This window comes from Paenibacillus sp. MAHUQ-63 (genome assembly GCF_028765165.1).
In the GTDB taxonomy this organism is placed as follows: Bacteria; Bacillota; Bacilli; order Paenibacillales; family NBRC-103111; genus Paenibacillus_E.
Genome location: NZ_JARADB010000001.1, coordinates 1,137,018 through 1,150,127 on the forward strand (window position 1 = coordinate 1,137,018; position 13,110 = coordinate 1,150,127).

The window sequence follows — 13,110 nt, forward strand, 5'->3', positions numbered from 1 at the left end:
TGATTCGCTCTAACCCTTGAGCGATCCTGCCGTCATCTGCATAAATGATCGATTCGCAACCATATAAACGAGCAGCAAAGGGAGGATCGATAAGCACGCGCCCGCCAGCATATAGTGTGTTTGGACCGCAGCCGACGCGCCATAGCGCAAATAGGACAGGCCTACGGTCAGCGTCTGCAGCTTCGGATTCGTCATCGTGAACACGAGCGGACGCAAATATTCGTTCCATGCCCCGCAAAATGTAAACAAGGCGCCTACGCCCAACCCCGGACGCATCAGCGGCAAAATGATCCGCCAGAATATGCCGCCGCTGCTGCAGCCGTCAATTCGCGCAGCCTCATCTAATTCCCGGGAAATACCTTGCAGGAAACTTAGCAAAATAAAGAAAATATACGCATGTCCGCTTACGAGAATAAGGACGACGCCCCAAAGATTCGTATGCAGGTGGAGCTTCACCATCAGCTCGAATTGCGGCCGGATGACGACAGCGCCGATGGAGATGAACATCGTGGCGGCTTGTATGCCGACGAACAGCTTTTTGCCGGGAAAGCTCATCCGGTCTACCACGTACGCTGCCATCGAGGCCACGACCAGCGTGCCGATCGTTGTCATGCCGCTTAAGAACAGAGAGTTCCATGTAAAACGGGCGAAGTTCGCCTGTATCCAGGCTTCCTTGTAATTCATGAACTGCCAGGAGGCCGGAATTATCGAGCCCCCTTTCGTAATCTCATGATTGGACATGAGCGAGCCCAGAAAAGTGACAACGACCGGAAAGGCGATGAGCACCGCCGTAAGCAGCAAGAAGATCCAAAGCAGGCATCTTCCGCCGAATTGGCCGATCGAGAAGGATTGCGTTCTCTTGTTGACCCCGAGCTTCCCCGGAGCCGTTTCCATAACTTCCATAATCCCCGCTTCCTCCCTATTGAAGTTTGTTCAAGCGTCTGGACATCGCGTGGTATGCCAGCGTGATGATGCCTACAATAACGGCTGTCACGAATCCGACCGCGCTGCCATAGCCGAACTGCTGATCCGTCACGGTGCCGGATGGCGTTGGGAAGAACAGCTTGTATACGTATAGATACATGACTTCCGTCTTGCCGACAGGTCCGCCTTCCGTGAGTACCATGATGCTTTCGTACCCCTTGAGCGAGTTGATGATGGCCAGCATGATCACGATCTGCAGCACCGGACCCAGCATCGGGATCGTTAAATACCAGAACTGCTGCCATTTATTCGCACCGTCGAGCGATGAGCTTTCGTAAACGTCGTTAGGAATATTTTGAAGACCGGCCAGGAACAGCAGCATGTAGTTGCCGACAGCCCCCCATACGGCGATAATGATCGTCGTCAGCATGGCGTGTTGAGGCCCGAGCCAATCGATTCTTTCGGAGATGATATGAAACTTCAGCAAATATTGATTCAAGATACCGTTATATGAGTTGAAAATAATGAAGAAAACGACCGCCATAACGGCGGAGCTAATAATCGTCGGCATGAAATAAATCGCCCTCAGCCAGTTGCGGCCGCGGAGCTTCCCGTTCAGAATAACGGCCAGCACCAAGCATAATGGCAGTGTAATGATCAACTTTCCGCCTGCATAAATGAACGTGTTCCATACGGAATGCCAGTACTGCGAATCCTCCATCAGCCTTCGGAAATTATCCAAACCGATAAACGAGGCTTCCCCAAAGCCTTTGTAATCGTAAAACATGTAACGGATCGCCCAAGCGATCGGATAGACCCCCAGCACCATGGTCAGCAGAAAGCTTGGAAACAAAAACAAATATGAAAACCCGATCTGACGAGTCCGGTTCATCCCATTCCCCTCCTGTTATCTCTGTCATTAGAGAGCGAGAGTGGAGCTCATCACTCCACCCTCGCGGCAAATCCGGCTATGCGGTTTACTTCGCCATCAATTTCATTGGATCGAAGTTCGGATTCGGCTGAACTTTCACAGTGCCTTTGGCCACAGCTTTATCGAGCGCTTCGTTGTAGCGTTTGTTCAAATCTTGCGTAATTTGATCCAGGTTCCCGCCGCTGATCATATATTTGAAGAACGCATCGTTGTATTTCATCCCTTCCACCGTAACCGTAGGCTGCAGCGGCCAAGTGCCGTCGTTGCCGGTCGGCAGGAAGCCCTCGATGCCTTTGATTTCCGGTTTTTTGGCAACAGAGGAGATCGACGGCACCATCGATAAGCCGAAGCCTTTCTCATGGTACGTTTTCAACACTTCGTCGGCATACATGAACTGCATGAATTTCCATGCTTGGTCGGCGTTTTTGGTCGTATTGGAGATAGAGAGCCATTGGCCGCCCAAGAAGGAGCTTGCGCCCTTGACCGTTCCGTCAATCGTCGGTACCGGTGCCGCGGCCCACTCGATTTTGGCCGGGAATTGATTCGCATATACGCCCGGCTCCGAGGAGAAGGAGATGTACATGCCGATTTTGCCTTCTGCGAACTGCGCGCGCAGCGGGTCGATATCCAGCGATTCCATGCCTGGCAGCGTGCTGCCGTCGTCCACCATTTGCTTGAACGATTGAATGATATCTTTGTAACCCGTGAAATCGAACTTGGCGGTTTTAAAATCGTAACCGAATCCGCCGAATCCGCTTGCTTCCGCGATCACGCGGGCCGAACGGCCAAGCGCGCTTTCCGGGCTCTTGAAATTAAGGGCGAAGCCGTAGGAGCCGGAAGCTTTGCCGACTGCCGTTATTTTCTTCGCATCCTCGACCATTTCTTTCAAAGTTTTCGGAGGAGCGGTAATGCCGGCCTTCGCGAAAAGCTCTTTGTTATACACGAGGCGCAGCGTGGAACCGTAGTTCGGAAGGCTGTACATTTTGCCGTCGATGCGGTTAAAGTCGTCGATGATCGGGAATTTCTTCTTCATATCGTCGGTTAGATACGAATCGATCGGCTTCAGATAGCCTTTTTGCGCGAATGGCTGGATCGTATTTTCCTTCACGCGCATAACATCCGGTGCTTGTCCGGAAGCGAAGGCCAGGTCGATCGCTTGGTTGAAATCCTCCGTTTTAACGACCATTTCGACCTCGATGTTATCGGTGTTCGTTTCGTTGAATTTCTGAACAACGCTTTTGATATAATCCATATCGTGGCGGTCGCCCGTCCAATATTGGAGCTTCGTTTTATCTTTCTTCGCAGGCGCTGAGCTGGCGGCTCCTTCCGCCGGTTTGCCGGAAGCTGCCGGGGTAGTTGCGGCATTGTTGCCGGAGCTGCATGCCGCCAGACTGCTTGCGAGCAGTACGCTTAACGTGACCGTCCCTAATCTTTTTACCATGTTGTAATCCTCCCTTTGGTTTGCGAACCCGCAGCGCTAGCTGCGATTGTGCCTTCTCTTTACACTTCTTATACTAAAAGAATTCGCATCCTCTGATAATGTGGTGGACTCGTGAACGAGGGCAGGTTTTTCTATATTTGCATCGGGAGAGGACCTCCCATAAGGCTGAACAGCCCCTCCTAAAACAAAAGGCAAGCCCTCCTCACGGAGAAGGCTTGCCCAGAGCCGTTTCCTTAAATTCCGTCGGCGTCATGCCGGTCTGCTTCTTGAATACTTCGCTGAAATAGCGCCTGTGCTCATACCCAAGCCCCTGTGCAATTTCTTGCACCTGAAAATCCTCGATGAGCATCGCCTTCGCCCGTTCTATTTTCGCCTGTGTGACGAACTGCTGGAATGGCGTGCCTGTCACCTTCTTGAACAAATTGGAATAGTATCCCCAGCTTAAATTCACCTGTTTGGCGCAATGTTCCAGCGTCAAATCCTGATGCAGATTCGCTTTGATATAGTCCATCGAACGGTAAATGATTTTCTGCGACTCGCTGGCGCGCTCCTGATGAATCATCCGGCCGCCGGTTGCGCAGAGACGGACGAACCACTCTTGATACTCCTGCCAATCCGCGCCGCCGTCGCTTCGGATCGCCTGCATGCCCGCCTCGAACTCCGCCAAGGAAGCACGCGGGAATTTCTCCGAAAGCACGCGCAGCATACGCAGCGCCAGTCCTTGCAGCAATCGCTCCACCATCCCCGGCTGCGGCCTGGCGGCCGCCCTTCCCATTTCGGCGAAAATATGCTGAATCCAGGCCATACATTTATCCTGATTGCCGGAGCGGAACGCGAACATGAACTCGTTCTCGCTTTCCTCGGTATAAATCCATTCAACCGGAAGGTCGGAGGTCTCCGCTTTATAGCTGAACGCCCCGTTCCCTCCCGTATAGAAATGATAAGAGAGCGCGCTAAGCGACTGCTGATAGCTCTTGGGCAGCTCCTGCACCTTCCCCGCTGCGAGGCCGATGCCGATGGAGATCGTGAACTTCGTATGCCGTGCGATATTGGCGCAGCATTGATCCGCAATCGTCATCGGAAGCTCGCTATTCCCCATATTCAGAATGCAAATATACCGGTTGAACGCTTCCCGGAAAACGACCGCCGACGTATAGGAAGCGATGGTTTCCTCTACGATATTTTGCAGGGAGAATCGCGCGAGCTCCAGCTCCTTCACGGGAACCTCAGCATATTTGTCCGTAAACTGGTCGATCTGGATCGTCAGCACGACCATGGGCGGTTTCAGGGCATGAATGTCCAGAAAGCTCGTCAGCTTCGCCAGCTCGGCTTCGTTCATCTGGTGATGCACAAGCAGCGACAAGTATTCCTGACGCAGCGCGGGCATGCTTTCTTTCATTTTCTGCTCCAAGGCCAGAACATGGCTGCGGTTCAGGTTCTCCTGCTCCCACACCTCTTTGGCTTTGACCACCGCTGCCACAATCTGATCGATGGAAAACGGCTTCTTCACATAGTCCAGCGCGCCGTACTGAATCGCCTTCTGGGCATAATCAAAATCCGTATACGCGCTGAGTATGACGACCTTGCTGCCGGGCAGCAGCTCCAGAATACGGCGGGTCATCTCCAAACCATCCATTTTCGGCATGCGAATATCGGTCAGAATGATGTCCGGACGGCTCTCGCGGATCATCGCAAGCCCTTCCTCGCCGTTCGTCGCGCTGCCGACGACTTCAATCCCATGGTTCGCCCACGGAATTTTGGTTGCAATCATCTCGACGACACTGCGAATGTCATCCACCACACACAGCTTAACCAGCCGGCTCATGAAACTCCTCCTCGCTTCCATAGCAGGGCAGCCACAGCTCAATACGAGCTCCGCCCTTCTCCGTATTCGTAATCTCCATCCGCTGCCGGTCCCCATAATATAGCTGCAATCGCGTAAATATATTGCGCAGCGCATAGCCGTGCTTCGAAGCAGCCGGGTGCGTCATGCTCTGCAGCAGCTTCTCCGGAACAAGCCCATGCCCGTTGTCTTCCGCCATAATATGCAGCCAATCCCCATCCAGCCGGATCGTCAGAGCAATCTCCCCGCCGGCGGTCATATCCTTGAACCCGTGCAAAATGCTGTTCTCGACAAGCGGTTGAATGATAATTTTCGGCACAAGACAAGTAAGCAGCTCTTCATCGACCTCCATGCGGCATTCGAACAAGCGCTCATACGAGCGTTGCTGGATCGCCAAGTACTGCTGGACATAGTCCAATTCATCGGCCAGTGTGATGAGATCCCGGCCTCCGCTCAAACTTAACTGAAACATCTGAGACAATGCCAAAATCATTTCATTGACGTCCTCGTTTTCGCCCAACACCGATTTGCAATAAATCGTATTCAACGTATTATAGAAAAAATGCGGGTCCATCTGCGCCGATAACGCCTTGATTTCCGCCTTTCTTTTGTCCCGCTCCCGGTTCTTCACGTCTTCGATCAACTGCTGAATTTCGTCCAGCATCCGGTTAAACCGGAACCCGACCTGCGACACTTCGTCTTGATAAGCACTCTCGAAGCGTACCGTCAGATCGTTATCCTCTACCCTCTTCATCAGCTTCTGCAAACGGTAAAGCGGCTTCAGCAGCAGCTGCGTCAAATTGTTCGCAATGAACAGGGAGAGAACGATGAAGCCAAGAATCGCGTAGGTCGTCACTTTCTTAATATTGTTCAGCTTCGCGAGCAAATCGTCCTTCGCCTGGATGGACACCATCATCCAATCGTCCTTCGCCTCCAGACGCGAATAATTCACCAGGAAATCTTTGCCGCTATCCTTATAATAAAACGACCCTTTCATCTCTCCGCTGAATTGAGCCATAAAGGCAGCATCCTGAATGAAGCTTCCTTCCTCGGGCTGATCGCCGTAGATCACAGATTCGCCTCCGGCATCAATGAACGCGTACCTTTTATTCGATTTGGACAAATTGGCCATATACAGCTCGCGCAGCGCCTCTTCCTTCACATTCACCACGACGTACACGCCGGTCGGCTCATACCCCATGAAGGAATAATCGCCTACGCCTTCAACGACGAGAGAGATGACCTTCTGATTTCCGGTAAAAAACCGATCGACATGCCCCTTGCTCCAAAAGCCCCGCTTCAACTGCTTGAAATGCTCGTACATCTCCGAGTCATAGAAGGAGTTCGCCGTATTCCTCACGTAGGAGGTCGGATAAAAATCTCCGATCGGCGTCGCGATCAAGATGCTCTCGATCATGGATTCATTGAATTTCACTTGAGAGAACACATTCTGCAAAGCCGTCAGCGACTTGTAGTAGGTGCTCTTGTCCCGGCTCTCCACATCCTTCATCAATTGCTTGAAGGCATCGTTAAACATCAGCGCTCTGACGGCGATGCCGATATTTTTCAGCCTCTCGTTCACGATCTGCGAGGACTGATTCACCGTATCTTGACTTGATTGCAGCGTCCTCTGCCCAATCTCTTTGGAAGCGATCAAATAGGCGATGCTCCCGGTTGCCATGAGTCCCAATGTGATGAGCACAACGAACGTCAACCATATTCTTTGCTTCAGCGAGAACGAATGAAACATGCGGGACAACAACGGCCACAATGTATTCATAGGCGGTTTCATGCACCCTTCCTGTTGCGAAAATACAGACTCTACCTATTTTATTATAGTGCACATGAACCTTGTTCGACATGATAGAAATTCAAGAAAGGGGGCAGCTTTTTCTATATGGGGGTAAAGCAACGTGCTGGCGTTCGGCTGGATAGCCCAGCCGGGTGCCGCTCGAAGAACTGAACTCTCTATCCGGCTGGTTAGCCTACTCGTGAAGCAGACGTTCGGCAGCTTATCTGAGACTATGGAACCTTAACGGGAATTCCTCCCGTTAATTTCTTTCCGCCTAAGGGGTTGGGCACAGTTAACTGGAATTCCTCCAGTTAATTTCGCCCATTTCCCCTTGGGAGCCGCGAAGTGAGCTGGATTAACAGGAGTATATCCAGCTAAAGCGACTGCAGCCAGCCAATTAGCCATAATTAACGGGAGTATTTCCAGTTATCAGGCTGCCCTGCTGGTCTTTCCGCTCGTGGTCCACCCGTACTCCAATAGGGACACGTCATTTTTTGCCCCGCTTGTTGCTGTACTTTTTACTCTACATGTTGCTCTGCTTGCTACTGTACTTGTTACTCTACTTCTTCCCCCACTTATCCAGCTTGATACCATACTTTTTACTCTACCCCGTACTTGTTACCCTACCTGCTGCCATGCTTGTTACCCTGTTACTCTACTTGTTGCCCCCTTGTTACCGTACTCGTTACCCAACCTTTTGCTCTGCTTGCTACTGTACTTATCACTCTACTTCTTTACCTCACTTGTTACTCTACTTTTTACTCTACCTATTACCCTGCTTGCTACTCTACTTGCTACCTACTTCTTACCCCACTTATGGCCTCCCTGCCATTAACCCGCCTGCCCCCTGCTTGCCGCCCTGCCAGCTACACTACTCGTTACACTGCCTCCCCCCGCCACTCCTACCACTCGTCCGCCGACAGACAAGCTAAAAAAAGCCTAAGGGAACGCCCCCTTAGGCCCATTCATTTATTTCCCCAGCTTATTCATGTAGTCAACATATTCCTTCTCGGCATCCGCGGTTGCCGGGTACCATTCTTTGGACAGGAAGTCTTTGAACTGCGCCTCCGTAATTTGGCCCATGATGAATTTCAGCTCCTGATCATCTTTCTTTTTCACCAAATCCGGGATCGTGCTGTTAAGGTTCAAAATTTTCGGAGAACGAACCGCAGGCACGTTAACCACGGTCACTTGCTTCAACGCAGCATCCAGCTGCGATTTATACGTATTCAAACGTTCAGGCGTATCGGCGCCTTCAATGATCGCACCGTTGCCGTCAATGGCGTTGGCCAGCGTCATGTACGTGCTCGTGACAGCGGCAAGCTTCGTCGCTTGATCGGCGGTACGAGAGATATTTTTGGTCGCCGGATCGTAATTGTCGAACGTCACGCCTTTCAGTCCGAGCTGGAAGAGCGCATTCGCTTCCGTCGTATTTCCCCAATCCAAGAATTTCAGCACGGCATCCGCGTTTTTGGTCGACTTCGGAATCATCCAGCCGCCCCACATCGCCGGTGATACCAAATCGGTGGCGACGCCTTTGCTGTCTTTCAGCACCGGTTGATACGAATATTTTTTATCCGATTCTTTGTCCTTCGATAAGTTCGCCATCACCGCATACTGGTGACCATAAATGATACCGACGCGGTTCTGGTTCTGTTTCTCTTGATCCACATAAATTTTGTTAATCAAGAACTCGGGATCGATGAGTTTCTCATCGTTCAATTTCTTAATATACGTCAGGTACGGAATGTAACCCGACATCTTCTCCCTGATTTTGTAGGTGCCGTCGGTGTCCTTGACGCCATTGATGATCGGCAGATTGAACGCGGAAGCCAGGAAGAAGGTGGAGTTCCAGACAGTGTTGCTGCCCAGCGCTGGATTGGACATGCTTAAGCAGTACGTGTCCGCTTTCCCGTTGCCGTCCGGATCGTTCGCGGTAAATGCTTTGCATACGTTAGTAAACTCATCCAAGGTAGTCGGAGCCTTCAGGTTCAGCTTGTTCAGCCATTGCTGATTGATAATATATCCCCAATGATTGAGCACATTCGTTCTCGGAATGAGATAGGTTTTGCCGTCGTTAATCGATTTGACTGCGTCCCACATTTCTTTGGAGATATTTTTCGTTAAATTCGGATACTTGGCAATTTGGTCGTCGAGAGGTGTAAGCAAGCCGTCCTTCGCCCATTTCTCCAGGTTGGCATCGGCGCCGCCCCAGTTATAAATGAGGTCTGGTAAATCGCCCGAGGCCATCAGTACCTGAAGCTTATCGACATAGTTGTTGATAGGCGGCGCTTCTATGGACAATTTGACATTCGCCAGCTTCTCCGCTTCGGCAATAACCGGGTTGTTGTCGATGACGACTTGCGCGTTCACCCTGTTGAACATCCGGATCGTGGTAGGCGCCGCCGCTTTCGTTGCCGCCGGTGCGGCCGAGCTGCCGCCCGGAGCCGAAGTCGCTGTGCCGCTGGCCGGCTCATTGGAATTGGAGCAGGCGACGACGAGTGAAGACAGCAATCCAACACAAACCAAACTGCTTGCAATGTTTTTGACGGACCGTTTCAAATTCAACATCTCCTTTGTATGAAAGCTTGTATTAAAACTGCGGGACTGTGCAGATTTAACCGAAACCGAACCGAAACCGATTACCCTTTGATCGAGCCCACGAGAACGCCCTTCATGAAATATTTCTGCATAAACGGATACACCAGTAGGATCGGCAGCGTCGCGAAGATGATGATCGCCATCTTAATCGTGAACACCGTCACCCCGGTATTGTTCATATCCATCGCATCTTTGGCAATCCCGCCGTCGTCCACAACCATTTCTCGCAATATGAGCATAAGCGGCCACAAGCCCCGCTTGGAGGTGTAAATGATCGCCGAGAAAAATGTATTCCACTGCGTAACGGCATGGAAAATGACGAAGGTGGCAATCGCCGGCTTGGACAACGGTACGATGATGCGGAACAGCACCTTCAGCTCATTGGCCCCATCCATGAAAGCGGACTCCTCCAAACTCGCCGGGATAGCGCTTACAAAGTTTTTCATCAAAATCAGATTGTAAGCCCCCAGGGCACCGGGCAAAATCATAGCCCACAGCGTGTTGTATATATCCAAAGTTTTGATCAAATAAAAATTCGGAATCAACCCGCCGTTGAAAAACATCGTGAACGTGATCAGAACCATGATGACATTTCGGCCCTTGAGGTCCTTCTTCGAAAGCGGGTATGCCGATATGATTAGTAGGGTAATATTCAGCGCTACGCCGACAATCGTGATGATGAGTGTGTTTTTGTACCCCGTCCACATCAAAGGCATCTGCAAAATCTGCTTATAGGCGGAAAGCTCGATTTGATTGGGAATGAGCTTGAGCGGGTTCTCGAGATATTCCGAATAAGGTGTGATGGAGAAGGAGGCTACATAAAAAAATGGGAATAAACAAGCCAGAGCAAACAAGGTGACGATTATATAATTCAGAGCGTCGAAAATTTTATCGCCAAACGAACGGATAACCACTCGGACCACCTCCTTTTACCATATCCCGTCCTCCTTCATCCATTTGGCGATCTGGTTGCTGACCAGCAGGAAGATTAAACCGATCACGGACGTGAACAGCCCCACCGTCGTCCCGAACGAGAACCTGCCGCCGAGCAAGCCCACGCGGTACACATAGGTTTCGAACACCTCGGAAACGCCCAGATTCAAAGGATTTTGGAGCACGAAGATCTGCTCGAAGCCGTTCCCCATAATGTGCCCCAGCCGCAAAATGAGCAGGATGACAATGGTCGACTTGATGCCCGGCAGCGTGACATAGCGGATTTTCTGCAGCCGGCCCGCCCCGTCAATGCTGGCAGCCTCGTACAGCTCCGTATTAATGCCGACCATCGCGGCAAGGTATAGAATGCTCTCCCAGCCGGACTCTTTCCAGATGCTGCTGAGAATAACCAACGGTCGGAAGTAGTTGGTGTCGGCGAGAAAGAAGATCGGCTCGAAGCCGAGCTGCTTGATGAATATGTTGACAATTCCCCAGGAAGGCGACAGGAAATTAACCAGAATGCCGCCAATCACGACCCAGGAGATGAAATGCGGCAAGTAAATGATCGTCTGCGTCACCCTCTGGTAGGTGCGGTTGCGCATTTCATTCAGCAGCAGAGCGAGGAGGATCGGAAACGGGAATCCGAACACAAGCCTCAGGAAGCTTAAATATAGGGAGTTCCAGAACACCGTATAGAAATCGCTTAGCCCGAACATATACTTGAAGTTGTCCAGGCCGACCCACGGGCTTCCCAGGATTCCTTTGGAAAAATTGAAGTCTTTAAATGCAATGATGATGCCGTACATCGGAACGTAATTGAAGATCAGGAAATAGATGACGCATGGGATCAGAAGCAGATATAGATACTTTTTCTTATTGATATAACGCAGCGTAAGTTTCATGTTTTTGGCCAATAAAGATGCCATACTGTGTACCACCGCCTGACTGGGATATCTAACGACTCGGCTAGCTTACTTGTGCTGAATCGCGCGCTGCTCCCGGAAAATGTCATAAATATCTTTCGTTAAAATGATGCTGTCCTTGTTCTTCGCATAAAAGCTTCGATACCAGTCGTCCACCTGTTGGCCTCCGGCCTTCTCCCAGGCAGCAATCGCATCTTGTCTCGCCTGCTCCGGACTGTAGCCCGGCGTCACAATCGACTTAATCCATATATCGCCTTCGCCTACGCCGACATGCCTTGTCGTGTTCGTCATAATGGCCTGAAGCTCCTTCGGCAGCTGCGGCATTTGCTCCGAGTGGGTCGGGCCCGCAACCGGAAGGTCGAAGTTCACATAAGACGAATTCAGCTCGAACATGGTCTTCACCTGCTGCTGCAGTGGATCGTTCGGATCCAGCTTCTCCGTGCCGAAATAACATTTGCCCGCCAAGGTCGGGGAGGTCAGCATCGCAAAATCGCCGGATGCGTAATTGAACTCCCGCTGCCAGCGGCTCAAATCGGTCACTTGCGGGCATTGCCCGGGCAATGTTCGGCTGTGCACGCCTTCGAAGCCGTAATACATCGTTTTCATGAACGTCTCGGAGGAAGCAAAGTCAACATATTTCATGACCGCCTCCGGGTTCTTCGTTTCTGCATTCACCACGGCCGTCATTTGCACCGGATTCACGAAGATCGGGTTAAACCGGCCGACCGGCGTCTTCGGGTAGGGGATAACCGCAAGCTCTGCGCTGGGGGCGTTTTTTTTCAATTTGACGTAATAATCATTGTAAAAGGTGACCGGAACATTAAATTGATCCATGTAGATGCCGATTTTGCCGGAGATGAAATCCTGCTTTGCCTTCGAGCCCGTTTTGTCGCTCAAATAATCCTTATCCACCGAACCAGCGCCGTACAGCTGCTTCTTAAAAGCCGTTGCCGCCGCAATATTGTCCCACCCATGGATCAGCTCGTTGTCATGCACGATGAAGCCGGGATACGTGATGCCGAACATCTCGTCCACGCTGGCGCCGGCATTATAGGACAGAGCCATTCCATACGTGTCGTCCCGCCCGTTGCCGTCCGGGTCCTGCTCGGTGAACGCCTTCGCTACCTGAACCATCGCCTCCGTCGTGGTCGGAATGTCCAGATGCAGCTTCCGGAGCCAATCCATCCGGATAAACAATCCGCGCTGCGGAATCGTTTCGTTGATGCGGCCGAATTGATACAGCTTGCCGTCGGCTCCCGTCCCCGCCTTCCTCAGAGCCGGATATTTCTGCAGAAGCGCCTTATACTCGGTACTGTAAGCTTCGATCATGTCATCGATCGGACGCAGCAGCTTCTGGTCGATGAGCGGATTCTTGATCTGCGGCGCATACTCCAAGATAAGATCCGGCGCCCCGCCGCCGGCGAACAAGGTGGCGAGCTTCTGCTCGGATTGCGTCCTTGGCACCGGGACGAACTTCACGTCGACAGGCCCGGCATCGTTAATCCAGCGCGTCATGATATTATTGTCGATCGTCCCCTCGCCGGACGTAATATTACCCCGGTCGTAGATGGAGACGGTAATGTGGGGGCGTTTCCCCGCAGGCGTCTCCGGCGCTTGGCCGGGAGGCCGGCCGGAGCAGCCCGCAGCCAGGGCCAGCAGACATGCAGAGAGCGACAGTAGCAGGAATAATCGTTGCCATCGAGCTGGCATGCGGTTTCCACC

9 protein-coding genes are annotated in these 13,110 nt (G+C 51.8%); all 9 read right to left on the reverse strand.

From position 1 onward, the window contains the following. Nucleotides 1–9: 9 nt before the first annotated feature. Nucleotides 10–903, reverse strand: a complete 894-nt coding sequence (locus PUT07_RS04970) for a carbohydrate ABC transporter permease (protein WP_379239615.1) — start codon at nucleotides 901–903, stop codon at nucleotides 10–12. 16 nt (nucleotides 904–919) lie between these two features. Continuing rightward, nucleotides 920–1,816 carry a carbohydrate ABC transporter permease gene (locus PUT07_RS04975; RefSeq protein ID WP_274466692.1) on the reverse strand — a complete coding sequence of 299 codons (897 nt, stop codon included), beginning with the start codon at nucleotides 1,814–1,816 and terminating at the stop codon, nucleotides 920–922. An 85-nt stretch (nucleotides 1,817–1,901) separates the two neighbouring features. Beyond that, a complete protein-coding gene (locus PUT07_RS04980) occupies nucleotides 1,902–3,296 on the reverse strand; it encodes an ABC transporter substrate-binding protein (RefSeq protein ID WP_274466693.1) in 1,395 nt (464 codons plus the stop codon). Between the two features lie 202 nt (nucleotides 3,297–3,498). Then, on the reverse strand, nucleotides 3,499–5,121 hold the full coding sequence (locus PUT07_RS04985) for a response regulator (protein WP_274466694.1): 1,623 nt from the start codon (nucleotides 5,119–5,121) through the stop codon (nucleotides 3,499–3,501). Next, nucleotides 5,105–6,919, reverse strand: a complete 1,815-nt coding sequence (locus PUT07_RS04990; protein ID WP_274466695.1) for a sensor histidine kinase — start codon at nucleotides 6,917–6,919, stop codon at nucleotides 5,105–5,107. The genes PUT07_RS04985 and PUT07_RS04990 overlap by 17 nt, the downstream gene beginning before the upstream one ends. 981 nt (nucleotides 6,920–7,900) lie before the next feature. After that, nucleotides 7,901–9,493, reverse strand: a complete 1,593-nt coding sequence (locus PUT07_RS04995; protein ID WP_274466697.1) for an extracellular solute-binding protein — start codon at nucleotides 9,491–9,493, stop codon at nucleotides 7,901–7,903. Nucleotides 9,494–9,573: 80 nt separating this feature from the next. Next, nucleotides 9,574–10,446: a carbohydrate ABC transporter permease gene (locus PUT07_RS05000; RefSeq protein ID WP_274466698.1), complete on the reverse strand. Its 873-nt coding sequence runs from the start codon at nucleotides 10,444–10,446 to the stop codon at nucleotides 9,574–9,576. A 15-nt stretch (nucleotides 10,447–10,461) separates the two neighbouring features. Continuing rightward, nucleotides 10,462–11,391, reverse strand: a complete 930-nt coding sequence (locus PUT07_RS05005; protein WP_274466699.1) for an ABC transporter permease — start codon at nucleotides 11,389–11,391, stop codon at nucleotides 10,462–10,464. A 45-nt stretch (nucleotides 11,392–11,436) separates the two neighbouring features. After that, nucleotides 11,437–13,098, reverse strand: coding sequence for an extracellular solute-binding protein (locus tag PUT07_RS05010; protein WP_274466700.1), 1,662 nt, complete (start codon nucleotides 13,096–13,098; stop codon nucleotides 11,437–11,439). Between the last annotated feature and the right edge of the window lie 12 nt (nucleotides 13,099–13,110).